27 protein-coding genes and 1 pseudogene are annotated in these 26,502 nt (G+C 65.5%); 10 read left to right on the top strand and 18 right to left on the bottom strand.

What is annotated here, in order from left to right:
* Window positions 1–47: 47 nt before the first annotated feature.
* Genes ACW9TV_RS08040 through ACW9TV_RS08025 form a run of 4 tightly spaced genes read right to left on the bottom strand, consistent with a single transcriptional unit; the run spans window position 48 to window position 3,730 of the window.
* Window positions 48–764, bottom strand: a complete 717-nt coding sequence (locus ACW9TV_RS08040) for an ABC transporter ATP-binding protein (protein ID WP_494302970.1) — start codon at window positions 762–764, stop codon at window positions 48–50.
* Complete coding sequence (locus ACW9TV_RS08035; RefSeq protein ID WP_494302969.1) at window positions 757–1,959, bottom strand: ABC transporter permease; 1,203 nt, start codon at window positions 1,957–1,959, stop codon at window positions 757–759. Before ACW9TV_RS08035 ends, ACW9TV_RS08040 begins: the two co-directional genes overlap by 8 nt.
* Window positions 1,956–3,137 carry an efflux RND transporter periplasmic adaptor subunit gene (locus tag ACW9TV_RS08030; protein WP_494302968.1) on the bottom strand — a complete coding sequence of 394 codons (1,182 nt, stop codon included), beginning with the start codon at window positions 3,135–3,137 and terminating at the stop codon, window positions 1,956–1,958. The genes ACW9TV_RS08035 and ACW9TV_RS08030 overlap by 4 nt, the downstream gene beginning before the upstream one ends.
* Complete coding sequence (locus ACW9TV_RS08025; protein WP_494302967.1) at window positions 3,128–3,730, bottom strand: TetR/AcrR family transcriptional regulator; 603 nt, start codon at window positions 3,728–3,730, stop codon at window positions 3,128–3,130. The genes ACW9TV_RS08030 and ACW9TV_RS08025 overlap by 10 nt, the downstream gene beginning before the upstream one ends.
* 149 nt (window positions 3,731–3,879) lie before the next feature.
* On the opposite strand from ACW9TV_RS08025, the gene ACW9TV_RS08020 reads away from it, so the two are divergent.
* The gene (locus tag ACW9TV_RS08020) at window positions 3,880–4,686 is read left to right on the top strand and encodes a class I SAM-dependent methyltransferase (RefSeq protein WP_494302966.1); all 807 of its coding nucleotides are present in this window, start codon (window positions 3,880–3,882) and stop codon (window positions 4,684–4,686) included.
* A gap of 68 nt (window positions 4,687–4,754) precedes the next feature.
* On the opposite strand, the gene ACW9TV_RS08015 is transcribed toward ACW9TV_RS08020, so the two are convergent.
* The 3 genes and pseudogenes from ACW9TV_RS08015 to ACW9TV_RS08005 all read right to left on the bottom strand — a co-directional run.
* Complete coding sequence (locus ACW9TV_RS08015; RefSeq protein WP_494302965.1) at window positions 4,755–5,006, bottom strand: hypothetical protein; 252 nt, start codon at window positions 5,004–5,006, stop codon at window positions 4,755–4,757.
* A complete protein-coding gene (locus ACW9TV_RS08010) occupies window positions 5,003–6,247 on the bottom strand; it encodes a Y-family DNA polymerase (protein ID WP_494302964.1) in 1,245 nt (414 codons plus the stop codon). The genes ACW9TV_RS08015 and ACW9TV_RS08010 overlap by 4 nt, the downstream gene beginning before the upstream one ends.
* 90 nt (window positions 6,248–6,337) lie before the next feature.
* A pseudogene (locus ACW9TV_RS08005) lies at window positions 6,338–6,748 on the bottom strand (IS3 family transposase); the annotation flags it as partial.
* A gap of 172 nt (window positions 6,749–6,920) precedes the next feature.
* On the opposite strand from ACW9TV_RS08005, the gene ACW9TV_RS08000 reads away from it, so the two are divergent.
* The 5 genes from ACW9TV_RS08000 to ACW9TV_RS07980 all read left to right on the top strand — a co-directional run bounded on the left by ACW9TV_RS08000 (window position 6,921) and on the right by ACW9TV_RS07980 (window position 12,081).
* Window positions 6,921–7,799: an ImmA/IrrE family metallo-endopeptidase gene (locus ACW9TV_RS08000; protein ID WP_494302963.1), complete on the top strand. Its 879-nt coding sequence runs from the start codon at window positions 6,921–6,923 to the stop codon at window positions 7,797–7,799.
* Window positions 7,800–8,391: 592 nt separating this feature from the next.
* Complete coding sequence (locus ACW9TV_RS07995; RefSeq protein WP_494302962.1) at window positions 8,392–8,964, top strand: HD domain-containing protein; 573 nt, start codon at window positions 8,392–8,394, stop codon at window positions 8,962–8,964.
* A gap of 165 nt (window positions 8,965–9,129) precedes the next feature.
* On the top strand, window positions 9,130–10,191 hold the full coding sequence (locus ACW9TV_RS07990; RefSeq protein ID WP_494302961.1) for an efflux RND transporter periplasmic adaptor subunit: 1,062 nt from the start codon (window positions 9,130–9,132) through the stop codon (window positions 10,189–10,191).
* A gap of 1 nt (window position 10,192) precedes the next feature.
* On the top strand, window positions 10,193–11,398 hold the full coding sequence (locus ACW9TV_RS07985) for an ABC transporter permease (protein WP_494302960.1): 1,206 nt from the start codon (window positions 10,193–10,195) through the stop codon (window positions 11,396–11,398).
* A complete protein-coding gene (locus ACW9TV_RS07980; RefSeq protein WP_494302959.1) occupies window positions 11,395–12,081 on the top strand; it encodes an ABC transporter ATP-binding protein in 687 nt (228 codons plus the stop codon). Before ACW9TV_RS07985 ends, ACW9TV_RS07980 begins: the two co-directional genes overlap by 4 nt.
* Window positions 12,082–12,148: 67 nt before the next feature.
* On the opposite strand, the gene scpC is transcribed toward ACW9TV_RS07980, so the two are convergent.
* Both scpC and ACW9TV_RS07970 read right to left on the bottom strand, forming a co-directional pair.
* Window positions 12,149–13,663 (bottom strand): succinyl-CoA:acetate CoA-transferase ScpC, encoded by a 1,515-nt coding sequence (gene scpC, locus ACW9TV_RS07975; RefSeq protein ID WP_494302958.1) that lies wholly within the window; start codon window positions 13,661–13,663, stop codon window positions 12,149–12,151.
* A 267-nt stretch (window positions 13,664–13,930) separates the two neighbouring features.
* Window positions 13,931–14,209, bottom strand: coding sequence for a DUF1330 domain-containing protein (locus ACW9TV_RS07970; protein WP_494302957.1), 279 nt, complete (start codon window positions 14,207–14,209; stop codon window positions 13,931–13,933).
* Window positions 14,210–14,408: 199 nt separating this feature from the next.
* Between ACW9TV_RS07970 and ACW9TV_RS07965 the strand changes: the two genes are divergently transcribed.
* Complete coding sequence (locus ACW9TV_RS07965; RefSeq protein ID WP_494302956.1) at window positions 14,409–15,149, top strand: Crp/Fnr family transcriptional regulator; 741 nt, start codon at window positions 14,409–14,411, stop codon at window positions 15,147–15,149.
* 52 nt (window positions 15,150–15,201) lie between these two features.
* Here the strand turns inward: ACW9TV_RS07965 and ACW9TV_RS07960 are convergent, their stop codons facing one another.
* Entirely contained in the window at window positions 15,202–15,861 is a 660-nt protein-coding gene (locus tag ACW9TV_RS07960; RefSeq protein WP_494302955.1) for an OmpW/AlkL family protein, read from the bottom strand.
* Window positions 15,862–16,067: 206 nt separating this feature from the next.
* On the opposite strand from ACW9TV_RS07960, the gene hemN reads away from it, so the two are divergent.
* The 3 genes from hemN to mgtE are packed head-to-tail and all read left to right on the top strand — an operon-like array spanning window position 16,068 to window position 20,086.
* Window positions 16,068–17,369, top strand: coding sequence for an oxygen-independent coproporphyrinogen III oxidase (hemN, locus tag ACW9TV_RS07955; RefSeq protein WP_494302954.1), 1,302 nt, complete (start codon window positions 16,068–16,070; stop codon window positions 17,367–17,369).
* Between the two features lie 37 nt (window positions 17,370–17,406).
* Window positions 17,407–18,654: an MgtC/SapB family protein gene (locus ACW9TV_RS07950; protein WP_494302953.1), complete on the top strand. Its 1,248-nt coding sequence runs from the start codon at window positions 17,407–17,409 to the stop codon at window positions 18,652–18,654.
* Between the two features lie 46 nt (window positions 18,655–18,700).
* Window positions 18,701–20,086, top strand: a complete 1,386-nt coding sequence (gene mgtE / locus ACW9TV_RS07945) for a magnesium transporter (protein ID WP_494302952.1) — start codon at window positions 18,701–18,703, stop codon at window positions 20,084–20,086.
* Window positions 20,087–20,107: 21 nt separating this feature from the next.
* On the opposite strand, the gene ACW9TV_RS07940 is transcribed toward mgtE, so the two are convergent.
* From ACW9TV_RS07940 to dapA, 8 genes are all read right to left on the bottom strand, one after another.
* Window positions 20,108–20,668, bottom strand: a complete 561-nt coding sequence (locus tag ACW9TV_RS07940) for a GIN domain-containing protein (RefSeq protein ID WP_494302951.1) — start codon at window positions 20,666–20,668, stop codon at window positions 20,108–20,110.
* Between the two features lie 284 nt (window positions 20,669–20,952).
* On the bottom strand, window positions 20,953–21,453 hold the full coding sequence (locus ACW9TV_RS07935; protein ID WP_494302950.1) for a CarD family transcriptional regulator: 501 nt from the start codon (window positions 21,451–21,453) through the stop codon (window positions 20,953–20,955).
* A 105-nt stretch (window positions 21,454–21,558) separates the two neighbouring features.
* On the bottom strand, window positions 21,559–21,804 hold the full coding sequence (locus ACW9TV_RS07930; protein ID WP_494302949.1) for a hypothetical protein: 246 nt from the start codon (window positions 21,802–21,804) through the stop codon (window positions 21,559–21,561).
* Between the two features lie 171 nt (window positions 21,805–21,975).
* On the bottom strand, window positions 21,976–23,001 hold the full coding sequence (recA, locus tag ACW9TV_RS07925) for a recombinase RecA (RefSeq protein WP_494302948.1): 1,026 nt from the start codon (window positions 22,999–23,001) through the stop codon (window positions 21,976–21,978).
* Between the two features lie 128 nt (window positions 23,002–23,129).
* The gene (locus tag ACW9TV_RS07920) at window positions 23,130–24,269 is read right to left on the bottom strand and encodes a hybrid sensor histidine kinase/response regulator (protein WP_494302947.1); all 1,140 of its coding nucleotides are present in this window, start codon (window positions 24,267–24,269) and stop codon (window positions 23,130–23,132) included.
* 99 nt (window positions 24,270–24,368) lie between these two features.
* Window positions 24,369–24,917 carry a DUF2062 domain-containing protein gene (locus ACW9TV_RS07915; RefSeq protein WP_494302946.1) on the bottom strand — a complete coding sequence of 183 codons (549 nt, stop codon included), beginning with the start codon at window positions 24,915–24,917 and terminating at the stop codon, window positions 24,369–24,371.
* A gap of 183 nt (window positions 24,918–25,100) precedes the next feature.
* Window positions 25,101–25,580: an SsrA-binding protein SmpB gene (smpB, locus tag ACW9TV_RS07910; RefSeq protein WP_494302945.1), complete on the bottom strand. Its 480-nt coding sequence runs from the start codon at window positions 25,578–25,580 to the stop codon at window positions 25,101–25,103.
* Window positions 25,580–26,455 (bottom strand): 4-hydroxy-tetrahydrodipicolinate synthase, encoded by an 876-nt coding sequence (dapA, locus tag ACW9TV_RS07905; protein ID WP_494305063.1) that lies wholly within the window; start codon window positions 26,453–26,455, stop codon window positions 25,580–25,582. Before dapA ends, smpB begins: the two co-directional genes overlap by 1 nt.
* Window positions 26,456–26,502 lie beyond the last annotated feature (47 nt).

Here is a 26,502-nt window from a genome sequence, read left to right as displayed (position 1 = left end):
CACGAAGGGAAAGACATCACCATCACCGTCCATCACGCGCATGGCCTTCACGCCCGGGGCGCGGGCGAACCTTCGTGCTGCCGTTCCTCGATGGTCACGCCATCGCGGATGTTGTAGAGACGGCGGAAGGTCGGGATGATCTTCTCGTCGTGTGTCACGACGATGATGGCGGTTTCGAACTGTCTGGCCATGGTGTTGAGCAGGTCCACCACGGCAAGTGCGCGGACGCTGTCAAGCGGCGCCGTCGGTTCATCGGCGAGGATTACCGGCGGCCGGTTGACCAGAGCCCGGGCAATGGAGACCCGCTGCTGTTCGCCGCCCGACAATTGAGATGGCATGGCCGCCGCGCGGTGCGCCACATCCAGAGCATCTAGCAACTCGCGCGCTTCCTTGCGGGCCAGGGCATTGGGCTTGCCGGCCAGCATCGGCAGCAGGGCGACATTGTCGGTCACATCGAGGAACTGGATCAGGTAGGGCGCCTGAAAGATGAACCCGATCAGGTCGCGGCGCAACGCGCGCAGATCGCCCGCTTTCCAGCCATCGTCGTAGATCACCGTATCGCCGATAGTCATGCGCCCCGAAGTCGGTTCGATCACCGCTCCGAGGCACTTGAGCAGAGTGCTCTTGCCGGAACCAGACGGCCCGATAAGGCCCACGACTTCGCCTTTGGCGACCGACATGTTGACGCCGCGCAGGGCATGGACGGCGGTATCGCCGCTGCCATAGGTCTTGACCAGGTTCTCGATCCGGATGCCCTCAGCCACCGATTGCCTCCGCCGGATCAACTTTCAGCGCGGCATGGATCGCAAGCAGGCTGGCCATGGCGCAGATCGCCATGACAGCGAAGAACCCGCGCACCGAATCCGCCGGCAGCAGCAGCACGTACTTCGGAAAGAAAGGCGCCCAGAACGTTGCGGCGATCTTGCCCACAGCAAAGCCGATCAGCCCAAGCCCCAGCGCCTGTTGCAGGATCATGCCGGCAATCGTGCGGTTGCGCGTGCCGATCAACTTGAGCACGGCGATCTCGCGGATCTTGCCGATGGTCATGGTGTAGATGATGAAGGCAACGATCGCCGCGCTGACGATGGCGAGGATCACCAGGAACATGCCGATCTGCCGCGCCGAGTTGGCGATCATCTTGTCGACCAATATCTCTTCCATCTGCGCGCGGGTATAGACCGTCACGCGCTGCCAGCGCCGGATCGCGGCGGCGACGGTATCGGGATCGGTCCCGGCCACAACGGTCACCAGCACAGCGTTGACATTGGTGCTGCTGGCCTGCGCAGCGTTCACCGCTTCGGCCACAGCCGGATTGCCGGGCGGGTTCAGCACCGGGCTGGATGCCGTGTGCGCCCGCTGACGGACAATTGCGTCGCTGTCCTTTTCGAACTGGGCTTCCTGCGCGTCCTTGAGCGAAAGAAACAGCATCGGATCGCCGCCGGAAGATACCATCCTGCTGGTCAGCCCGACGATGCGATAGGTGTTGCGGCGCACTTTCACCTGATCGCCAATGGCAAAGCCGGTCTTCACATCGGCTACGGCTTCGTAATGTCCCTTAACGATCCGGCGCCCGACGATCAGGTGCGGGGGCTGGCCCGGCTCGCCCTGCTGGGCGACTTCCGCGCCCACCACCATGACCCGCACGTCCTTGCCCCGGTGTGCGATCTGCATGGTCAGATAGGTAACGCCAGCCGCTCGGTCCACACCGGCCATGGCGCGGATGGGGCGTTCGGTATCCTCGTTCAGGCTCGACGGTTCGGCATAGGGGCCAAGCGTGTCCTTCTGCACCACCCACAGGTCGGCCCCGCTGTTGTCGAGCAGGGCCTCGGCATCGTCGATCATTCCGCGATAGACCCCCGCCATCGACAGGGTGACGCCAATCAGCAATCCCAGCCCCACGCCGGTAAGCACGAACTTGCTCCAGCCATGGAGGATGTCGCGGCCGGCAAGGCTGATCATGGCAGCTTGTCGACCACCGTGATGCGGCTGGAGGCCGTCAGGGGCCGGGCGCTGTGCAGGATGACCTGATCGCCCCTGGCAAGGCCATCCAGCACCTGGGTCCAGCCGTCGGCATCCTCCGCGCCGAGCTTCAGGGGCGCGAACTTCAGATCACCCTCACGCAAGGCCCACACACCCACCTCGCTACCGATACGGTGAACGGCCGCATTGGGCACTGCGAGCGTGCGCCCTCGTGCTGGAAGGCCGACGGTCACTTCGGCGAGTTCGCCGATCGGCGGAAGGACCGCGCTTGCATCGAAGGTCACTTTGGCCAGCACCTCCTCCGTCACGGCATCTGCCACCGGCTCCACCCTCAGGATGAAGCCGCGCAAAGGGGTGTCGATCCGCGAACGCAAGACGATACGTGCGGGGAGGCCTGCCGTGATGCCGCCTGCGCGGGACTGGTCGAAACGCGCATTGATCCAGAGCTGCGCCGGATCGACGATTTCAATGACGGCCTGCCCGGCCACCACTGTCGTCCCCGGTTCGGCCAGGCGGCGCACGACCAGTCCGGCCTTGGGTGCGATGAGGCGCAAATTGGCTTTCTGCTCCTGCAAGGCGGCACGCTCCGCCCCGGTCCGGCCACGCTCCTGGGTGGCGGCAACCCGGTTGGCCTGGGCCGCTGCATGTCCGGCTTCGGCTGCCGCCAGCGCCTGCCGTCTCTGGTCCAGCGCCGCGCGGGTCAACCAGCCGCCTCGAAACAGCTCTTCGCCCCGCAACGCTTCGCTGCGGGCCAGGGCAAGGCGCGCGCTGGCATCGGCCACTTGCGAAGCTGCTGCCTGCTCCAGTGCGGCAGAGCGACCGGCGCTGCCCGAGGCTGCGGCGATGCGCTGGTCGAGATCGATCGGATCGATCATGGCCAGCAGCTGCCCTGCTTCCACCCGGTCGCCAACGTCAACCGCCAGGCTGGCGACGCGTCCCGGCGCGGTCGGGCCGATCCGGTTAGTATAGCGCGCTTCCACCGTGCCGATCCCGAACAGGGCTGGTGTGATCGCCCGCTCCTCGATCCTGGTTACCGTCACTTTCACCGGGGCCAGCGGGCCGGAGCGAACGGCAACGAAGCCAAGCAGGAGCGCCAGTGTGGCGAGCACGACCACCAGCCACAGGGCGCGGCGGCTTTGAGGAAGGGCTATGCGCATGACGAGGCTCCGAGACATTGCCGGAACAGGCCGAATAGGCGATGGGCAAGGGCTGGCATGGCCGAGAAATCGTCGATCGCCAGACCTTGCATGACCATGCCTTGCACCATGGCGAGAAACAGCACGGTCGCAGCCTCGACATCGGTGACGCCAGCGATATCGCCTGCCTCGCGTGCAGCGTGAAGTTCGCGGGCTACCCTTGACCGGTATCCTGCCATCAACTGACGGGCGATGGCCTTGGTCGGGGTGTCTCCAGCGCGTTGCAGTTCACCGAACAGGATGCGTGGCACGCCCGGCCGCTCGATGATGAAATCAACATGGGCAGCCAGCATCGACTCCAGCCGGGCGAGCGGTGGGCTGTCCGGCAGGACGTCGAAGCGGTGGTTCAATTCGGCGCAGGTCCATTCGAGCACGGCGGTCCAGATCGCCATCTTGTCAGGAAAATGTCGGAATAGCCCACCCTGCGACACCCCCATGGCCGCGGCAATCTGCCCGGTGGTCATCACGGCCGGATCGCGAACAGCCGCCAGTTCGATCACGGCTGCCACGGTCTCGGCCCGGCGCAGATCCGCAGAGAGGTAGGGGCGATTCATGAAGACATATTGTCATAAAGAAAGCGACTGGTCACTTTTCTTTTTGAATTGCGCTATTATGGTGCGCCGATCACCTGAGGAGACCCGCGATGACCGACGCCCCCCACCATCATGCCGATGCCCTCAAATATGAAGACTGGGCAGGCGAAATGGGCGCGCGCTGGCTCGCCAACCTCAACGGCTTTGAAAACACGATTGCTCCGGCGGGCGAAGCCCTGCTGGCCCATGCTGCCTACCAACCCGGCGAACGGGTCGTGGATATCGGCTTTGGCGGCGGGGCGACCAGTCTGGCGATCGCAAAGGCCGTAGCCCCGGGTGGCGAGGTCGTTGGCATCGATATTTCACCCGATCTTGCCGCTGCAACCACGCGCCGTGCGGCAGCTGCCGGAATTGCCAACGTGCGCTTCATCTGTGCCGATGCGGCGACCGTTTCCGTGGCGGATGCACCGTTCGACCGGCTGTGTTCGCGCTTCGGCTCGATGTTCTTTTCCGAGCCGGTGCCAGCCTTCGCGAACCTGCGCGGTTTGCTTAAGCCCGGCGGGCGGATCGATCTCGCCGTATGGGGGCCGCCGCAGCAGAACCCCTGGATGCTCGAAGGCATGGCCGTGGCCCGCCGTCATGTGGAAATGCCCGCTCCTGTGCCGCGCGCGCCGGGACCGTTTGCCTTTGAAGAGCGCGACTACATGGCAGAAACGCTCATCGCGGCAGGCTTCAGCAACGTGAACATCGTCGCGGCCAGGGGCGAGTTGCCCGTGGGCGGTCCCGGCGCCACGCCGGAACAGGCGCAGGCCTTCGTGCGCCACGCGCTCGCCTTCGGGCAGGCGCTTCTTGATTATCCGCCGGAGGTTCAGGACGTCGCTGCAGCCGAACTGACATCCCTTTACGCCAGACACTACCGCCCCGGCGAAGGGGTTATGATGGGCTATGCTATCTGGCTGGTCAGCGCAGAGGCATGAACATGCGCCTGACGGATATGCAACCCCGGCTGAATTCGCCGCAGAACTGAACAAGCGCTGGCCCGGCGTTACGCAATCCCGCCCACAAAGCCGCTTGTCTTGTGCAGGCGGGGCAGCGCCATGCGCATCTGGCCGTTGCACCCGCGCATCCGGCATCGGGCACACCGTTGCACTTCAAACAGGTAAAGCTGCCTGTGCCTGGCATCGGCCTGAAGGACCGCAACTTCCAGATACCTCAGGTGCCCGCATCGCTTGCAGGTCAGTTCCAGGCGATCCGAAGCGTCCAGGTCCAGCACCTGCAAGGTGTCGGCCCAGGTCATGCGAAATCTTCGGCAGAGGGGATTCGCGTGAAGCTGATCTTGCCGCCCACATTGCCCCCTGCCGGCGGCTTCCAGGGGCCGATGCTGATAAGGGTCCGGCCATATTTCGCGTTTGCGCCGTCAATGGCCCTGCCCACACGTTCCCAGCGTTGCCGGTCCCGATCGTCATCATCCAGCAGATCAAGTTGCCGCTCGCCAGCCCGGGACAATGCGCCCAGCGTGACGCCCAGGCGAAAGATCGCTTCCCGGCCAGCCGCCATTTCCAGATCAGCCCACATCTGTTTCAGCCCATCCAGCACGCCCGCATCATCCTGAACCTGCCGCAGCGGCTGTTCTGCCCCCCACCAGCGATCCCGCAAGCTTGCGTGCAGCAGCATCAGACTGGATGCATAACCCTCCCTGCGCATGCGCCTCGCCGCCTTCACGGCCAGCAGGCGGGCGATTTCCCGCGCGGCGGAAAGGGTCCGCCCCTCAGGCGGAAGCACCCGCATATGGCCAAACATGCCGCGTTGCGAAGGCGGCGCCTCGATCGCGTAGCCCTGAAGGGCATACCAAAGCCGCTCCCCGCTGACGTTTCGCCAGATGGCTCGCGCCTGCTTCGGGGCCAGCCGCAAAAGCGCGCCCGTTGATTCAACGCCGCACAAGGCCAGCCGGTGCGCCATCCGGCGCCCAACACCCGGCACATCCTCCAGTGGTATGCGGACCAGGGGGGCGGGCATGTCCTCCGGTCGCCAGACCGTCAGCCCGTCCGGCTTTCCAACTGCGCAGGCGATCTTGGCCAGGTGCCGATTGGCGGCAAAGCCCATCGAACAGGTGATGCTGGCCCCGATCGAATAGCGAATCTGCCGCTTGATCCGCTGGCCCAGTCCGTGCGGGTCTGCGATCTCGGCAGGCCCCAGCCTGCAAGCCAGTTCGTCGATGGATTTCACCACATCAACCGCAATGACCGAATGAATCTCTGCCACCAGCGCATTGTGGGCGCGGCGATACATGTCCGGCTTTTGCGGCACCAGAACCAGGTCCGGGCAAACGGCCTTGGCGTCTGTGACCGACATGATGTTTTTCACGCCCCGCGCCTTCGCTTCACGGGAACAGGCGATCAGGATCGCGCGCGAGCCTCCTTCATACGGGATCACGCCAACAGGCCTTCCCCTCAGGCGCGAATCGATCTGTTGTTCAACAGACGCAAAAAATCCGTCGAAATCCAGATACATATGCTCGATGGTGACAGGCTTCCGCATCGGGCGAGCATATCGAAGGAAACGGAACAAAAAAAGAACAAACGGGAACGGTCCGAGCCATGTGGAATGGATTATGTGGATTGGGCGGCTACGCTCCTTCGGGCCTGTCGCCAACTGGTCATGGACAAAGTCCATCGACCAGGTCTCGTTCGCCCCGGTTGCCGCGCGGCGTCCTTCTCGCAACTCTGCCTTCACCCGGCGCTTGGGTGGCTTGCGGCGCAACTGCAAGCCCATCTCCTTGTAAAGGCGATAGATCCGCTACCCGTTCACATCCCAGCCCTCCCAGCGCAGCAGCACATGGATCCGGCGATAGCCGTATCGAAACCGCGTTTCCGCGATCTCCTTGATCCTTTGCTTCAGGTCAGCCTGCTCGGTCCGTCAGCCTTTGTTATGATAGCTGGATCGCTCTGCTCGAAGCACGCTGCAGGTCCGCCTGATGCTCTCCTGCCACGCCGCCCGAACCTCATCCACCAGCTGCCGCCGCCGAGCAGGCCTCAGAGAGTTTGCTTCGCCAGCCTACGGCCGCGAGACGACATCCTGCAGCATCGCCTTCGCCCGACGAGAACCCTGAGGTAGTCGCCATGTTCCGGGACCTGAAGCAGCTCGATGAGCGCGACCGCGAGACCATCAAGGTCCTGATGGACCAGTTGAAGCGTCGACCGGACTCCAAGGGTTGACGCTGAGCCGCCTCGATCTCGACGGGGCGGGGTCGCCCGACGCGCTGGTCACGCGCATTCTGAAGCTCAAGCCCGATCTAGAGCTTCCGGTCCCGATCGAGGACCTCTGCGCTGACCTCGACATCTTCAGCATCGCCGACCTCGAGACCGAAGGATTTGAGGCGGCCCTGATCACTGATGCGGTGAAGTCCAAAGGCGCCATCCTGGTCGCCAAGGGACGATCACGGCAGCGGCGCAGGTTCTCGATCACGCACGAGCTTGGGCATTTTTTGATGCCGAGCCATATACCACCTTCGGATGGGCAGTTCCTCTGTTCCGCCGAGCAGCTGCAACAGATGGCTGCCAAAGACCAGGATCGCCAAGCGCGCATGGAAGCCGAGGCCAACAGGTTCGCGGCGCTGTTGTTGATGCCCCCTCCCCTGCTCCGCACGCGATTGCGCAAAGCGCGACGGCCGCAGCTCGAACAACTGGTTGCGATGGCCGAGGAGTTCGACGTCAGTAAGGACGCCATGGGGCGCGCCTATGCCGAGCACCATGACGAGCCGGTCGCGGTACTCATCTGGCGTGAGGGCCGACTGATCCGCTGCTATCGCAGCTCGACGATGCCGTGGCTCTCGCTGCGCTATGGGGATCGCATGCCGCGAGGATCGGGCGCCACTGCGCCTTCGGACGAAGTCGGCAGGATCGCCGAGCCTGCAGAAGCAGATCCGCATCTCTGGTTCGACGATCGCGCTGCGCGCAAAGTTGCCGGCCTGTGCGATCAGGTGCTGTTCCTGCGCGATGGATACAGAATGCAGCTCCTCCACGCCGAGCTGCGGGCCGACGACGAGCCGGACGAGACCGATCTTGACGAGCGGTGGCGCCCGCGGTTCTGAGCGGCTTGCTAATGTCGATCCCTGTAAGGGGCGACCGCACTCCCTGTTCCAGCCTGATATGATCCCTGTTATTTGGACTCGAGTTCCCTGTTATTTTCTGGCCGCGCAGCAGGAGAAGTATCGCTATGTCAGGGAGTTGGTCCAGATCAGGGGCACAAGAGGCCTCCTGAAAATGAATGAATTCCCTGTTTTTGGCTCAGTAACAGGGAATAACAGGGGGAGACTGGCTGGCTTCAGACTGCGTCCCGCACCAGCCAGTCTTGGGGTGAACCGATATTCGGAACCCCGGCTGCGCACTCGCCGAAAACCCTCCCGCTTTCCGTGATTTCGTGGCACTGCCAGCATGACGGCGCAGTCAGAACACTTGTCTCGGGCGTCGTTCGGGCCTCAAAACTGGCCGAAATCGCTCCTCTGAAGTTCCCGGCTTCACCTGCAGATGCCGCCGCCATGGCTCAGGCAGTCATGGCAAGCAGACGCTCTTGTGCATCCCACTCCAGCGATAGCGAGACCGACAACAGCTTGCTTCCCGGAGCGTCTGCTGGAAGGTGATCAACCATCTGGGGGACGAAGTGATGAAAGTGGTGGGGGTTTGATGCTGACGGACCGTTTCGACGAAGCGCTGGCCTATGCCAGCCGCCTGCACCGCAACCAGCGGCGCAAGGGAACCAACATTCCCTATGTGTCTCACCTCTTGGGGGTCGCCGCGATCGCGCTTGAGAATGGCGCCGACGAGGAGGGGGCGATTGCGGCGCTGCTGCGTGACTCGATCGAGGATCAGGACGTAACAGAGGCCGACATTGCGGCGCTCTTTGGCCCAGCCGTAGCCCGCATCGTTGCGGATTGCACAGACGGCGAGCCCGGCGACCGCGATGATAAATCCTATGCGGCATGGCGCCGCCGCAAGGAGGCCTATGTCGCCACGCTGCGCAAAAAGCCCGAGGCATCTTTGCGGATATGCCTTGCCGACAAGACGCACAATGCCTCAGCGATTCTGGCGGATCTGCTGGCCATCGGCCCCACTGTATTCGACCGGTTCACCGGGAAGCGCGATGGCACCCTATGGTATTACCGCGCGCTTTCAGAAGCCTTTCGCGAGCAGATACCCGGCCACGGCACGGAGCGGCTTGCGCGGATCGTGGACGATCTTCACCACCACGCGGCCTGACACTCCTCTACGCTTCCACCTTTGCCGGGGAATTGGGTCGCCTGACGGCCTCTGCGCAATAACAGGTGAAGTTCTCTATCTTTGGTCAGGTGCAGCACGAGAGCGGCAATAAGCCCTCTGTTGCCATGGTTGGAGACGCGGGAATACATGGTAAGCGCTGGCCCGATGAAAACGAAAGCAAAGCCCCTTCTTGTCGGTGTTCTGGCGCTGGTCCTGCTGGCTCTGGCGGGTTACTGGTTCCTGGCTCCGCGTGAAAAGGAAGTCGCCACGCTTCTCGTCGAAGCGGCGCCGGCTCAGCGCCTGCTTGCCGTCAACGGACGTGTCCGGCCACGGCTGCAGGTCGACATTCGCCCTGCGATCGGCGGGGAACTGATCGCCCTGCCCTTTGATGTCGGGGATCATGTTGTTGCCGGGCAGGTGATCGCGCGGATCGACGATGCGCCGGAAGCAGCGGCAATCGCCCAGGCTGCGGCTTCCGTCCAGGCACAGCAGGCGAGCCTCGAGCAGGCGCGCAGAGACCTTGCCCGCTATGAGGCACTCGGCCAGTTCACAACCCGGCGAGAAGTTGAGCAGCGGCGTCTCGCCGTCGTGGAGGCTGAGCGCGAACTCAGCCGACGCCGCGCCAGCGTGGAGCAGGCGCGCGAGCTTCGCGAACGGCGGGTTCTGCGCGCCCCATTTGCCGGGGTCATCCTGGAACGCCCCGTCGATCCCGGCCAGACTGTGGGCGCGGAAAGCATCATCTATCGTCTCGCCGATCTTTCCCGGCCGGAAATCACGGTCGAGGTGGACGAGATCTATGCCGCCGAAATCCGTCCGGGCATGGCCGCCATGATCCGCCTTCCGGGGCAGAAAGAGCCGATCCGCGCCGTGGTTGCGCATATCGAGCCGCGCGTGGACCCGGCCACTGGCGCGCGCGATGTCCGGCTCAGCCTTGGCGACTCCATGGTCGACGCGCCTTCAGGCCTCACCGTGACGGTTAACATCGTCATCGAGGCGCGTGAACGCGCGATCAGCGTGCCGCGAAGCGCCATCGTCGGATCCGGCGACACGGCGCGCGTCCGCCTCGTCTCGGGCGATGGCATGGTGGAAGAGCGGCGGATCGGCTTTGTCGACTGGCCTGCGGAAAGTGTGATCGTTACCAGCGGCCTGAACCCCGGCGTCCGCATCCTGACCGATCCGGAAGCGGCCCAGCCGGGCGAAAGGGTCAAAGTGCGGGCCACAAACTAGTATGACCCCCTATGCGGTCAAGCTCGCCACCCGGCATCTCCTGTCTCATCCGGGGCAGTCGGCGCTGCTGATGTCCGGCGTGGCGCTGGGTGTCGGTGTCTTCATCTTCATGAGCGCGCTGATCGGCGGGCTGGCAACGCTGCTCACCCTGCGGACCGTCGGCAGCATTCCCCATGTCGTGCTGGAAATGCCGGATCGGGATCCCGCCGTCATCGCGCCCCGGCCCGGCGCGCTGGTGGTGCTGCAGAAGGATCTCAGCCGTCGTCAGCAGATCGCCATCTGGCAACCGGCTGTCCCGATAATTGCCGCCCAGCCGGGCGTCACGGCCGTTTCGCCCCAGATCCGCGGCTCCGCCTATGTGGAACGGGGGCAGGCGCTGGCGCCGGTGGGCGTCATCGGGGTCATGCCGGGCAAGCTGTCCGACATTGCCGACATCAGGTCGGCGGTTGTCGACGGCAGCAGCAACCTGCCCACCGATGGCATATTGATCGGCAGCCGTCTGGCGGATGATCTGGGCCTGCGTGTCGGCCAGGTGGTGCGCCTGACATCGGATCGCGGCCGGGCCCGCAGCTTCCGGATCGGGGGCATATTCACCCTGGGGGTCGCCAGCGCGGATCGTCAGGCCGTCTACATGGATTTCACCACCGCGCGCGCCCTGTTCGATCTGCCCACCGGCATTTCCCGGATCGAGGTCAAGGTCCAGCCCGCCACGGATGCGGCCCGCATCGCCGAAAAGCTGCGCCGCTCAACGGGCCTGAAGGCCACCGCATGGACCGAGGACAACAGCCAGTTGTTCGAGGGGCTGGATGCCCAGGCCCGCACCGGGATCATCATCAAGGCGTTTGCCCTGATCACGATCGTGGTCGGCATCGCCAGCGCCATGCTGCTGTCGATCATCCGCCGCCAGTCGGAAATCGGAATCATGCGGGCGATGGGCGCCAGCAAGCGACTGGTCGTTTCGATCTTCGTGCTGGAAGGTACCCTGATCGGCTTCATAGGCGCCGTCGCCGGCGCCGGCACGGCCTGGCTGGCCCTTCTTCCCTTGCCGCCCGTTTCCGAAGTGCGAAGCGGCGGTCTGCCGATTGATCGCGGCCAGGGCGATTTCCTGCTGGCGATCACGCTCACGACTCTTGCCGCAATGCTCGCCTCGATCCTCCCCGCACGCCGCGCCGCCCGGATCGACCCGGTGGAGGCCATCGGTTCATGAACGGGGAACCGATTCTGGCCGTCTCGGGCCTCACCAAGTCCTTCGGCGAAGGCGACGCGCAGACGCAGGTGCTGAAGGGCATCGACCTTTCGATCGCCCCCGGCGAAATGGCGGCGCTGCTGGGACCTTCCGGTTCGGGCAAGAGCACCCTCTTGACCATCCTCGGCACCCTGATGCGGGCCAGCGGCGGTCGCCACGAAATGCTGGGTGTCGATCTGATCCATGCCAGCGATGCCGAACGCACGGCCTTTCGCAGCAGGCATCTGGGCTTCGTATTCCAGTTCCATCACCTGCTGGCCGATCTGACCGCGCTGGAAAACGTCATGATGCCGGCCGCCGCCGCCGCGGGACGGGAAAACCGGATCATGCGGGAACGCGCCACCGAACTGCTGGATGCCGTCGGCCTCGCAGACCGGCGGGATTTCCGCCCCGCGGCAATGTCCGGCGGGCAGCGCCAGCGCGTCGCCGTCGCCCGCGCACTGATAAACAATCCGGTTCTGGTGCTGGCCGACGAGCCCACGGGCAACCTGGATCGCCAGTCGGCCGATCAGGTGATGGACCTGATCCGATCGATCAACCGGACCATGGAAACCAGCTTCCTGATTTCCACCCACGATGAACATATCGCGGCACAGTGCCCGCGCCGGATCGAACTGCTCGACGGCCGGATCGTCCGGTCATGACCAGCGCGGCCGCCGGGGATGCGCAGGCTTCGTCGTGCGCGCGGTCAGCCGCACATGGCTCGACGTCCTATGCCTGCATGGTGCCGGTCGCGATGAAACGCTGGTGCCAGGAAAGTGCCTCGCCCAGCAGAGACGGGGAATGCTTGCCATAGGAATCGCGCAGGGCCCGTTCGTAATAATCGGCGAGCATGTCGCGATAGCGGGGATGCACGCATTTCCCGATGATGAGGCTGGCGCGCTGCTTCGGCGCAAGTCCGCGCAGATCGGCAAGGCCCTGATCTGTCACGATGACCTGCACGTCCTGGTTGATGTGATCGACATGGCTGACCTGCGGCACGATGGTGGAGATCGCCCCGCCCTTGGCCGTCGAAGGGGCCATGAAGATCGAGATATAGGCATTGCGGGCAAAATCCCCTGAACCGCCGATTCCGTTCTGGATCGCGGATCCCATGACATGGGTGGAATTGACGTTGCCGTAGATATCCGCCTCGATCATGCCGTTCATGGCGATGCAGCCCAGCCGGCGGATCAGTTCCGGGTGATTGCTCATTTCCTGCGGGCGCAGGATGATCCGTTTGCGATAACGGTCCATGTCGGCATTCAGCGCATGCGCCGCCTCCGGACTCAGCGAGAATGCAGTCGCAGACGCCATGCGCAATTTGCCGGCGGAAAGCAGGTCCAGCATCCCGTCCTGAAGGACTTCGGTATAGGCGGTCATGTTCTCGAACGGGCTGTCGATCAGGCCGGTCAGCACGGCATTGGCGATGTTGCCGACACCCGATTGCAGCGGCAGCAGGTTCTTCGGAAGCCGCCCCTTCGCCACTTCATGCGCGAAGAATTCCATCAGGTGACCGGCGATCTGCAGGGCGCAATCGTCGGCCGGCTTGAACGGCAGGTTGCGATCGGGCGTATCGGTTTCGACAATGGCGACGACCCTGTCCGGATCGCAGCGGAAGGTCGGCTGGCCAATCCGGTCATCGGATCTGATCAAGGGGATCGGCACGCGGTTCGGCGGCAGTGCCGTGCCGTAATAGATGTCGTGCATCCCCTCCAGCGCCGGGTTCTGCCAGCGGTTCACCTCCAGGATGATCTGTCCGGCCCGTTCCAGCCAGGTCTTGTTGTTGCCCACCGAGGATGCAGGCACCAACGAGCCGTCGGGCAGGATTCCCGTCACTTCGACAAGGGCTGTGTCCAGCGGGCCGAGAAAACCCTGCCAGGCCATCGGCGCCACCTGGCTCAGGTGCATGTCGAAGTAATTCATCTCGCCGCGGTTGATCTGCCCGCGGGCGATGGGGTCGGAATTGTAGGGCAGGCGGAATTCGATACCCCTGGCCCTGGCCAGGGCGCCGTCCAGCTCGGGGCCCGTGGACGCGCCGGTCCATACGCTGATCGAAAAGGGGTCGCCGGCCGCATGCGCCGCCTCGATCCGCCGGGCCAGCGCCTGTGGCACCGCCTTGGGATAGCCCGCGCCGGTGAAGCCGCTCATGCCGACGGTCGTTCCAGGCGCGATCAGCGCGGCTGCCGCGTCGGCATCCATCACCCGGGCGCGGAGGGACGGATTGGCAATGCGTGAGCTGGTCAATTCGGAGGCTCCACTGGGCGTATCGCATTTCAGGGCATGAAGCCGCCCCGGTCGGCCCGGGCCGAATTCATTTCGCCAGACAGCCATATCGAGGGCCTCGGCAGCTGCCTAGGACATGACCTTCCGATACGGGCTTCGCGAAACGGGGATCAGCCCTGCCCCATACGCATAGCGGGCAGCCGATTGGCGAAGGCGGCGTGAGCCACCGGGCGGATTTCCCTGCCCTTTCCCGCAGTTCATCCGCCCCCGCCTCGCCGGCGGCGCGGTTCAGCCCAGCCCGTCGACTAGGACCACCCGGTAATCCGCCCCCTGGAAACGATGCGCCCGCGCGGCCGCATAGGCCGGGCTGTCATACCAGGCCTTCGCCGCTGCCCTATCCGGAAATTCGATCACCACCACGCCGTCGGCCTGCGCACCCTCCAGCGTCTCGCAGGCGCCGTAAAAGGCCAGGGGCTTCAGATCATGGCCATGGCGCGCCTCGCCCGCGCCTTCGGCATAGCGCTTCATCGCCTCGGCATCGCGCAGCTTTTCTCGTATCAGGATCATGTAGGCCGGCATTGAAACGCTCCTTCTGTGCGGATTGCTGCACGGGAAACTGGGCGATCGGCTTGCCGCGCGTCCACCCGCAAAGGTGGGCAGGGTGCGGCCAATTGCCCTCCCCCGCCTTTCGGCATGTCTGTCCAACGGTTTACAGAGGCGCCCACTTTGTCCATTCTTGCCTTCTTGGGGCCCAGAGGATTTGATTGTGCCGGAACTGAATGCGAATGCCCGTGATCAGCGCTTGCCGATCGCCCACAATTGCGACGGCTGCGTCGTTCGCAACCGCTCCATCTGTGCCGCACTCCAGCCGGATGACCGAATGGCGCTGGGGCGTGAAGGCCGGATCCAGGTCGTCCCCAGGGGGCGCACCCTCGTGTGGGAGGGGGAGGACGCCATGCTCGTCGCCAATGTGATCGAAGGCGTCCTGAAGCTCTCCACCTCCACCAGCGACGGGCGGGAACAGATCGTCGGCGTGGTTTATCCATCCGATTTCATCGGCCGGCCCTTCGGGGAACGCAGCCAGCACAGCGTGACCGCACTTGTCGATTCGCGCGTCTGCCTGTTCCCCCGCGCCGCATTCGACCGCTTTGCCCACGACCATCCCGAACTGGAACATCGGCTGCTGAACCGCGCGCTCGATGAACTGGACAGGGCCCGTCGCTGGATGCTGCTGCTGGGCCGCAAATCGGCGACGGAGCGGGTCGCCAGCTTCCTGCTCGAGCTGTCGCAGCGGCTCGCTGAAACCGGCTGCGGCGGCGAACCCGCGCTCGACAGTTTCGAACTTCCGCTGGATCGGCAGCAGATCGCCGATGTGCTCGGCCTCACCATCGAAACGGTCAGCCGGCAGATGTCAGCCCTGCGGGCGGCGCAGGTGATCGATCTGCCGGGCCGCCGGTCGCTTCAAATTCTGGATCGCGCCCGGCTGACGGCGATGGCCGGGGACTGACCAGCAGGAAACAAGCCGCCACGCCCGGGGGCATGGCGGCCGATCCCATCGCTCAGAAGCGCGTGCCGATCCCGAAGCCGACAACCAGCGGATTGATGTCAACCCGCACGCTCTGACGGCCGATCGCGGTCGTGTTCAGCCGGGCCCGCGTGCTCATGTCGATGTACTTCACGTCGAAGTTCAGGAAGAGCTTGTTGTTCAGCGGAATGTCGGCACCCGCCTGCAGCGCCCAGCCGAAGCTGTTCGACAGGCTCACGTCCGTGTCCCCAACGGCGGCTTCAAGGCTGCCGGACGCGCGGCTGTTGTAGAAGATGGTATAGTTCACACCCGCGCCGACGTAGGGCCGGAACGAAGCTTCGGGCGCGAAATGATATTGCAGCGTCAGCGTCGGCGGCAGAACCCAGGTGTCCAGCAGCTTGCCGACGGCAGCGGTCGTGCCGGTCTTGCCGTAGGCCGAATGCTTGGTGGTCGCCAGGATCAGTTCCAGACCCAGGTTGTCGGTCATGAAATAGGTGAAGTCCAGCTCGGGGGTGTAAGCCTTGCCGACAGACACCTTTTCGCCCGGAAACGCCGGAAGCACATCTCCGGAGCTGTCCTGCGGGGCGACCACCAGGAAGCGGCCGCGGATCTGCCAGTCGCCGGCCTCTGCAAGGGCCGGGGCGGAACCCGCCAGCATGGCGGCTCCAAGGGCGACGGTCGCAATCGCACGCATGTTCTCAATCTCCTTTTTCATCGGGCGTCGCCCCCTGTCCGGGGGGGCTGCCTTCTCCCTGTGGGAAAGCCGCCCGTGGTGATCGCCTTGTGCGCCCGCGGATGCCGCCCGTCCTTGACCAGGCCCAAGAATCGGGTTGACTTCGATCAACGCGCCGGCGGGCCGCGCCATGCAGATTGCCTCCCATGTGGCCGTACCACCCCGAATTGCTTGCCCGCGCAGTGCCGCGCTACACGAGCTATCCGACCGCCGCCGAATTCACGCCTTCGGTCGGTGCGGAAGATCAGCTGTCCGCCCTGCGCGGCATCGCGCCCGGCACGTCCGTCTCCCTCTATGTCCATATCCCCTTCTGCCAGGACATCTGCTGGTACTGCGGCTGCAACACCAACCGTTCCAACCGGACCGAACGCGTCGCCGCCTATCTGGAAGCGCTCGAGGCCGAGATCGACTGGCTGGCCCGCCATCTGTCCGGCCGGGTTTCGCTGGGGCGGATCAGCTTCGGCGGGGGCAGCCCCAACGCGCTCGATCCGCTGGGATTCGTCCGCCTCGTCAGCCAGATTCTCACCGCCTTCCAGGCCTCCAGCCCGGAAATCTCCGTCGAACTCGATCCCCGCTCGCTCGATTCCGAATGGGCCGGCCTGCTCGGCAAGGTCGGCGCGACACGGGCCAGCCTCGGCGTGCAGACCCTGGCGCCAGCGGTTCAGGCCCGGATCGGGCGTGTCCAGCCCGTGGAGCTGATCGAACGCTCGGTGGCGATGCTTCGCGACGCCGGCGTCACCTCCCTCAACTTCGACCTGATGTACGGCCTGCCCGGCCAGAGCGAGGCTGACCTGATCGCCACACTGGAAGGGGCGCTTCGCCTGCGGCCGGATCGCATCGCCCTGTTCGGCTACGCGCATGTGCCGCAGCTGATCCCGCGCCAGCGCCGGATCGATGCGGATCAGCTGCCAGATGTCGGCACCCGCTTCCGGCAGGCGGCGATCGGCCATGAACGGCTGGTGTCGGGCGGCATGCAGCCCGTCGGATTCGACCATTTCGCCCGCCCGGCAGACCCGCTGGCTGTCGCCGCCCGGGAAGACCGGCTGCGCCGCAACTTCCAGGGTTTCACCGACGATCAGTCCCAGATCCTGCTGGGGGTGGGCGCCACCGCCATCAGCAGCACACCGGATCTCATCGTCCAGAACGAAAAGAACAACGGCCGCTACCGCATGCGCGTGCTGGCCGGGCAGGCCCCGGCGGTCATGGGCGTTCGCCGCACCCCGGTCGACAGGGAACGCGGACTGGTGATCGAGGATTTGCTGTGCGGTCGCCCGGCGGATCTCTCCGGTCTGCCGGATGATGGCTGGGCCGAACTGCGGCTGAAGCCCTTCCTGCAGGAAGGGCTCTGCACCCTCACGCACGACATGCTGACGATTCTGCCCGAAGGGCTGCCCTACAGCCGCGCCATCGCCGCCTGCTTCGATAGCTACCGCGCGCACGGGGCGGGCCGATTCTCCTCAGCCGTCTGACTGGCCGCCATCGCGCCAGCCCGCTAGACTCCCGGGCGTGCAGGATCTCGTCACGCTCAGGCCGCTCGCCTTCAGTCTCGCCATAGGTCTGATCATCGGCCTCCAGCGGGGTTGGAAGGCGCGCGGCGAACCGCCCGGCCAGCGGGTCGCCGGCTTCCGGACGTTCGGCCTGCTGGGTCTTTGCGGCGGCGTGGCGACGCTTCTTCCGGTCGCGTTCGGCGCCGTGCTGCTCGCGGCGGCCAGCGCCACGCTGGTCGCCGGCTATGTCGGCCGGAACAGCGCGGACGACCACAGCGCCACCACGACGATCGCCGGCATTCTCACGCTCGCGCTCGGGGCCTTCGCCGCCACCGGCCGGGAGACAGAGGCGCTGGCCGGGGCTGCGGTCATGCTGCTGCTGCTGACAATGCGCGACCAGCTGCATGGCTTCCTCCGCGGCATCACCGATACCGAAATCGAAGCGGCAAGCCGTTTCGCCATCGTCGCGCTCGTCGTCCTGCCCCTTATGCCGGACCAGTCCTTCGGCCCCTACGACGCCTGGAATCCCCGCCAGCTGTGGACCGTCGTCGTCATCGTCCTTGCCCTCAGCTTCGCCGGCTACGTCGCCAGCCGCCGCCTCGGCCCTTCGCGCGGGCTGATGATCACGGCGGCGGCGGGTGCGCTCGTTTCCTCAACCGCCGTCACCGTCAGCTACGCACGGCGCCTGCGGGAGGACAGCCCGGCGACGCCGGCCCTGATCGCGGGAATCGCGATCGCCTCGGCCGTCATGTATGTCCGCGTCCTCCTCCTCACGGCTCTCCTCGCCCCGGAAGCGCTGGCCTCACTCGCGCTCGCAATGGCGCCGGCCGCGGTCGTCGCCTCGGGCGCCGCATGGTTCGTCAGTCGCCGAACTCCCTCGCAATCGCATCCGGGCGAACTGGCGCTGGGCAACCCGCTCAACTTCGGCCCCGCGTTCGCGCTGGCTGTGCTGGTCGCAATCCTGGCGGTTGCGTCGCGCTGGCTGCTGGATCACTTCGGCGATGCCGGGGTCGGCACCCTGCTCCTCCTCACCGGCTTTGCCGATGTCGATGCCGCCGTGATCACGCTGGCGGGCCTGCCCCCCGGCACGCTCACCCCCATCCGCGCGGGCCTGCTGCTGTCGCTGCCCGTACTCGGCAACATGGCGCTGAAAGCCGGCATGGTGGTGCTGATCGCCCCCAACCGCCGGGGCGCGCGCGGGGCGCTGCCGCTGGTCGCCAGCATCCTTGCCGCAACGGCCGGCATCGCCTTTCTCGCCCGCGCCTGACACCCCTGTTGCAATCTTCGCACGGCAGCGCCAAGCCTCAGCCGGCATGAGCGAAGCTGAGGCCGATCCGAACGCCGCCATGGACGACAACCGGCTTCAGCCGGCGTTCCTGCGCGCCATCGAAACCGCCCTCGATGCAGAAGGCGAAGGCGATGTCCGCGCACTTGTGAAGCCGCTCCACCCGGCCGACATCGCGGACCTGTTCGAACAGCTCTCGGCAGATCGTCGTGCCGCGCTTGCAGCCGCGCTGGGCCGGGATCTCAACGCCGACGTCCTGGCGGAAATGAACGACTGGGTCCGCGACGAGGTGGTGGGCGAACTGGAACCCGCCCAGGTCGCCGAAGCGGTGGCCGAAATGGACACCGACGACGCCGTCGCCCTGATCGAGGAGCTTGAGCCCGAAGACCAGGAAGCCGTCCTCGAGGAACTTGCGCCCGACGACCGGGTCGCCATCGAAACCGCCCTGTCCTACCCGGAGGAATCCGCCGGCCGGCTGATGCAGCGCGAGCTGATCGCGGTGCCGGAACACTGGACGATCGGGCAGGTCATCGATTTCCTGCGCGCCGAATCCAACGACGTCACGGATTTCTGGGAGATCTTCGTCGTCTCCCCCGAGCACAAGCCGGTCGGCACCATGCGCCTGTCCTGGGTGCTCACCGCACCGCGCAGCCTCGCCGTATCAGACGTGATGAAGCGCCAGCAGACGCTGATCCCCGTCGATCTCGATCAGGAGGAAGTTGCGCTCCGCTTCCAGAAATACGCCCTGATCTCGGCCGCCGTCGTCGATCGCAATGGCCGGCTGGTCGGCGTCATCACCGCCGACGACATCGTCCACATCATCGCGCAGGAAGCCGGCGAGGACATCCTGAAGCTCTCGGGCGCGGGCGATGGTGACATCTTCGAACCCGTGCTCGACAGCTACAAGGCCCGTGTGCGCTGGCTGGTCGCCAATCTGATGACGGCAATCGTGTCCGCCAGCGTCATCGCCAGCTTCGGCGCCACGATCGAGAAGATGGTCGTCCTCGCCGCCCTGTCGCCCATCGTCGCCTCCATCGGCGGCAACACCGGCAACCAGACGATGGCCGTGATCGTCCGCGCACTGGCCACCGGCCAGATGACGGATGCCAACACCCGCCGCACGATCCTCAGGGAAAGCGCGGTCGCCCTGCTGAACGGCATCACCATCGCCCTGCTTCTGGGGGCCGGCGTGGGGTTGTTCTTCGCCAACGCGCAGCTTGGCGGCGTGATCGCAGCCGCGACGGTGTTCAACCTGATCATCGCCGGCCTCGCAGGCGTGCTGGTGCCGCTGGGCCTGAAGCGTCTCGGGGTCGATCCGGCGGTCGCCTCGTCGGTGTTTGTCACCATGATCACCGATTCGATGGGCTTCCTGCTCTTCCTGGGACTGGCGACCGCAACCGGACTCGCCGGCTGACAGCCGCCCTGCCCCGCCGGCTCAGCTGCAACGCGTCGTGCCGGATCCCGTCGATCTGGACGTGCAGCGCGCGCCACCCGTAACGGTGATGTCGCCCGAACCCGTCACCCGCAGGGTGGCCGTCCCGGTCGCGCGAGCCTCGATGTCACCGGATCCGGTGGTCGTGGCCGTCAGGTCGGTGCAGGTCAGTGCGGTCGCATCGATGTCGCCCGAACCGCTGATGGCGAAATTTCCGGTTCCGCAACGCCCGGCCACATCCATGTCGCCGGAACCCGAAATGGCCAGCGTCAGGCTGGGCGAATCGACCGACGGCAGATCCATCTCGCCCGATCCGCTGATCCGGCCGCTGAACGGCCCGCGCACCCGATCGATCAGGATGCTGCCCGATCCGCTGATCACGGCGGCGGAAACCGCAGCCGTCGAAACGCGGATCTCCACATCCGCCTTGCGGCTCCCGGTCCATCGGCCGGGCTTGGTGCCGATCAGCAATCGCTTGCCATCCACCCGGATGTCCAGCCGGTCCAGTTCGGCCGCCTCGCCGGACGCCACCACAGTGGGGCGGCCGCCCGTTGTCACGGTCACGTCCGGCGAGCCCGCCAACACGATCTCGCTAAAGTCGGAAACGGGAAAACGACGCTCTGCGGCGACCGCGGGAGCTGCTGCAAATGTCAGAAGAAGTGCAAGGTGAAGGCGCAAGGGAAATCTCCCCATTATATGACCCTCTCTCACCCCCTGCTTTAGGCCAGGGGGCGCGGTCCACACAAGCCGCCTTCAGCGAAATGGGGCCGGCGATCTGCATCGCCGGCCCCATTGCCCGGATCGGTCCCGGCATCCCCGCCAGCGGGTAGCCGGGTCCTTGAAACCGCTTACGCGGCTTTAAGCACGCTTTCGATTTCCTTCTGTGCGGCCGGCTCGTCGATGTTCTTCATCGCCGCCACTTCACGCGCCAGGCGGCTGATCGCCGCTTCGAAGATCTGCCGCTCGGAATAGCTCTGCTCGGGCTGGTCCTCGGCACGGTGAAGGTCGCGCACCACCTCGGCGATCGAAACCAGGTCGCCTGAGTTGATCTTGGCTTCATATTCCTGCGCACGACGGGACCACATGATGCGCTTGACCTTGGGCTTGCCCTTCAGGGTCAGCAGGGCGTCCTTCAGGGTTGCCTCGCTGGAAAGCTTGCGCATGCCAACGGATTCCGCCTTGTTGGTCGGAACTTTCAGGGTCATCCGCTCCTTGTCGAAGCGAAGCACATAGAGTTCGAGCCGGGCGCCGGCGATTTCACTCGCCTCGATCTCGATCACCCGACCAACGCCGTGCTTGGGATACACGACATTGTCACCTACCTGGAAGCTGAGCGCCTTGGCTGCCATATACGTCTATGTCCTTTCCTTCGCGACGTGGGGCCGGCCTTCACCTCACCCGCCAGACAATCGGTCACCCGCTAAAAATGCGGAAATGCGATGTCCCCCGCGTTCTCAGACGCGGTGGAAACCTGCCGGGCAACTCGCGAAAGGAAAGATTCGCGGAATTCGTGCCGGATGGCAGATCGGGCTGGGGATAGGGCCGGTCTCGCGCGACATCTTCATGTTCATGACGACGAATCCTGCAAGACCAGCGGATCCGAACGCCAGTTGGCGACACTCGGGCAGTTCAAGCTTCGGGTCGGTTCCGCGCTCATCAGCGTCAACGCTGCGTAGCGGATAATGCGCATCGGCGCTCAACCCCAGCCTTCAAACCTTCCGATGACATGTGGCATAGCAGAAATATGACAGCAATTCTACCCTGATTGCCCTTTCAGAAGGACTATCGGCCGGAAATGGGCCGGTCCAGGGCCTGTTTCCGGCCCCAAAACAGGCCTTTCCCGAAAAATCTGCGTCCGTTCGTTCAGCGGATCAGAGATCATCCTCCGGCTCCGGCCCGGACATCAACGCATCCGACACGCCGGCCGAATTGGCGCGAATCGCAGATTCGATCCGCGCCGCCATGTCCGGATTCTCGATCAGGAACTTCTTGGCGTTTTCGCGTCCCTGCCCGATCCGGGTGCTGTCATGGCTGAACCAGGCGCCGGACTTGTCGACCAGCCCCGCCTTCACCCCAAGATCCAGGATCTCGCCCACCTTGGAAATGCCGCTGCCGTACATGATGTCGAACTCCACCTGCCGGAACGGCGGCGCCACCTTGTTCTTCACCACCTTCACCCGCGTGGTGTTGCCGATGATGTCCTCGCGGTCCTTGATCTGCCCCGTCCGGCGGATGTCCAGCCGAACCGAAGCATAGAATTTCAGCGCGTTGCCACCCGTCGTCGTCTCCGGGTTGCCGTACATCACGCCGATCTTCATCCGCACCTGGTTGATGAAGATCACGATGCAGCGACTGCGGGAAATCGAGCCCGTCAGCTTCCTGAGCGCCTGGCTCATGAGCCGGGCCTGCAGGCCGACATGGCTGTCGCCCATCTCGCCTTCGATTTCCGCACGCGGCACCAGCGCCGCCACCGAATCCACCACCAGCACGTCGATCGCGTTCGAACGCACCAGCGTATCGGTGATTTCCAGCGCCTGCTCGCCCGTGTCCGGCTGGGAAACGATCAGGTTGTCCGTGTCCACGCCCAGCTTCTTGGCATAGACAGGATCAAGCGCATGCTCGGCATCCACGAAGGCCGCAACGCCGCCCGCCTTCTGCGCTTCGGCGATCACATGCAGCGCCAGCGTCGTCTTGCCGCTCGATTCCGGGCCATAGATCTCGATCACCCGGCCGCGCGGCAGTCCCCCGATGCCCAGTGCGATGTCCAGCCCCAGAGAGCCGGTGGAGATGGATTCGATTTCCAGCGTTTCGCGCTGGCCCAGCTTCATTGCCGATCCCTTGCCGAACGCCCGGTCGATCTGCGCCAGCGCCGCCTCGAGAGCCTTTTCCCTGTCCATTCGAATCCCTTGTTCCCAACCGCCCGAACGGGCAAAGACCCTGCAAGCCAACTAGCCGCGCGCCAGCCGCCACGCAAGCTTCGTACCCCTTTTGTTCTTCCCCTGCAAGCGCCTGTTTGCCGCCGGATTCACACCAGCTCGCGCAACCTCTCCCCCAGGGACCGCACCGTATAGGGCTTGGCGATAAACCCGACTCCCAGCCCCGGCACGGCCGCGCGCGCCGCCTCGTCGGCATAGCCAGAGGTCAGCAGCACCGGCAGCCCGGGCCACATCGCCCGCGCGGCAGCCGTCAGCCCGATCCCGTCCAGCCCCGGCATCCGGATGTCCGAGACCATCGCCGCAGGCCGCTCCTGCGCCAGCCGCTTCAGCGCCGCCTCGCCGTCCGGCGCCTGGCGCACCCGCCAGCCCTGCCGTTCCAGGCCGCGCGCCACGGACAGGCGCAGCATCGGTTCGTCTTCCACCAGCAGCAGCAGACGACCGGCCTGCGCACCCTGTGGCGATGCAGGCGCCCCGGCAGCGGTCTCCGGCAGATACACGGCAAAGCGGGCCCCGCGGCGCGAAGGCTCCAGCAACAGGAAGCCGCCGGATTGCTTCACCAGGCCGAAGGCGCCCGAAAGCCCAAGCCCCTGCCCCTTCGGCCGGGTGGTGAAATAGGGCTCGAAGATCCGCGCGGCGATGGCCGGCTCCACGCCGGGCCCGTCGTCCGCCACGCTCAGCACGGCATAGGGCACGGCCGGCATGAAGGCCCGTCCGGCGTCCGGCCGTGCGCCCGGCGGAATCCGGCCGCTCTCCACCCGGATGCAGCCACTGCCCCGCCCGGATTCCAGGATCGCGTCCCGTGCGTTCAGCACCAGGTTCACCAGAACCCGTTCCAGCGCCGTCGGGTCCGCATGCACCGGGGCCGGCGCGCCATGCCCAATCTCCACCGCCACGCGCGGCCCGGCCAGCGCCGTCAGCACCGGGGCCATCCGCCGCAACAGGTCGCCCACTTCGCCCGGTACGGGATTCAGCAGATCCTGGCGGGAAAAGGCCAGGATCTGGCGCACCAGCCCGCTGGCCTTCACGGCCTGATCCACGATGGCGGAAAGATCGCGGGAATCGCCAGGATCCCGCGCGCGATCCTGCAGCAGCTCCGCTGTCGCCACGATCCCGCCCAGCATGTTGTTCAGGTCATGCGCCAATCCCGCGGCCAGCAGCCCCACCGCGCGCGTGCGGACAACGCCGCCCGCCGGATCCGCATCATTGCCCGTGCCGGGGATCCCCAACATCATGATCGCCGTGAACCTCCCGGAAACTCCGCGTGTTCACGGCCGGAACGGCGATGCGTTAAATCCAGTCGGCGCGCCTCCGGGAAGATCGGCGCAGGATCAGCTGCCGCCCGGCGCGCCCAGACCCATCGGCGTGCGGGGCCCGCGCATGGCCCGGCTGCGCCGTCGGCGACTCCAGCGATGGCCCACCCACAGGCGCCAGCCCACATGCACCGTCGTCCAGCCGGCAACCGCGCCCACCACGGCGAAGATCAGCAACCCCACATAGGTCGGGCCGGCCAGGTTCACGGTCCAGCCGATCGCCCGCTCGATCGGTCCGGCCCCCGGGGTCAGGCTGAACAGCGTTTCCGTCTTCATGCCGATCGCCTCCTTCCCCACCATGAAGGCCAGGACGTAGATGAACGGCACGGTGAACGGGTTCGTCACGAAAGTGGCCACAGCCGCCACCGGCAGGTTCGCGCGCGCGGCCACCGCGAACAGCGCCGCGAACGGGGTCTGCGCCACGGGCACCGCAAAGCCGGAAAACAGGCCAAGCGCCGTGCCGCGCGCAACACCGCGCCGGTTGAACCGCCACACCAGGGGGGAAGACAGATGCCGGGCAAACGGGCGCAGCAGGCGATTCGCCTCCAGCTCCTCCCGCGTCGGCAACTTCAACCACCTCCCGAACAAGGCTTTTCCCCTCTTAGGCACCAATCGCCGGCCACCATCTTCACGGCGCAAGGCCGGGCCCATTCACGGGCAATAAGGCAAAGATGTGTCGCCCTGTCCTGAACAACAACAGAACGGGCGAAAATCCGTCGGGCCGTGCGGGAAATCCGGCCTACCCGGGTGCTATCCCCGGTCGCGCAGCAGCCGCGCCGCTTCGCGCTTCCAGTCCTTTTCCTTCTCGGCCGCGCGCTTGTCGTGAAGTTTGCGGCCCTTGGCCAGCGCCAGCTCCACCTTCGCCTTGCCGCGCGCGTTGAAATAAACGGAAAGCGGCACCAGCGTCATGCCCTGCCGCGCCACCGCGCCATGCAGCTTCGTGATCTCGCGCTGGGTCAGCAGCAGCTTCCTCGGCCGCTTCGGTTCATGGTTATGCCGGTTGCCATGGCTGAATTCGGGGATGTTGGCGTTCACCAGCCACACCTCGCCGTCCTTCACTTCGGCATAGCTCTCCGCGATGGAGCCCTCCCCGAAGCGCAGCGCCTTCACCTCGGTGCCCACCAGCACGATGCCGGCGTCATAGATATCCTCGAAGGCATATTCATACCGCGCGCGCCGATTCTCGGCGACGGTCTTCACCTTCTCTCCGCTGGGGCGAGGCCGTGCCATCAGGGCGCAATGCCCGCGTGCGCCAGCGCCGCATCCACGGCCGCCTTCGAAACGTCCGAAGGCTCCACGACAGGCAGCCGCGTGCCGGCCTCCATGTGGCCCAGAACCGACAGCGCATATTTGGTCGGCCCGGGGGACGCATCCGTGAACAGAGCCCGGTGCAGCGGATACAGCTGGTCCTGCAGCGCCAGCGCCGTGGCGAAATCGCCTTCCAGGCAGGCCTTCACCTGCTGCGCGTTCAGCGCGGGCGCAACATTGGCCGTCACCGAAATCGCGCCATGGCCGCCATGGGCGATGATCCCCAGCGTCATATAGTCGTTGCCTGAGAGGATCAGGAAATCCCGCCCGCATTCCTGCCGGATCTGGCTGATCCGCTCGATGTCACCTGTCGATTCCTTGCAGCCGATGATGTTCGGATGATCCGCCAGTTCCGCCATCGTCTCCGTCGTCATGTCGATACCGGACCGGCCCGGGATGTTGTAGATCAGGATCGGCAGCGGCCCATTGTCCGCCAGGTGCCGGAAATGCGCGATCAGCCCGCGCTGCCCCGGCTTGTTGTAATAGGGGCAGACCACCAGCGCCACATCGGCCCCGGCCTTCGCCGCCGATTCCATATGGTGCAGCGCCACCGCCGTGTCGTTCGATCCGCAGCCCGCGATCACCGGCACGCGGCCCTTCGCCGCCTTCACCGTCAGGCCCACCACATGGTCATGCTCCTCGATGGACAGCGTGGCGGATTCCCCCGTCGTCCCGCAGGGCACCAGCCCGCCGGATCCTTCGGAAACCTGCCAGTCCACGAACGCCTCGAACGCTTTCTCGTCCACACGTCCATCGCGGAACGGGGTGACAAGCGCGGGAATGGAGCCAGTGATCAGCGGCATGGAAAAATCCTCGGAAAGCGGCGGCTTGCCTCGCTTGCCCG

This window comes from Sandaracinobacter sp. T42 (assembly GCF_059115405.1).
Note: the sequence above shows the minus strand (reverse complement) of the source record. Positions and strands in the feature narration are given on the sequence as shown.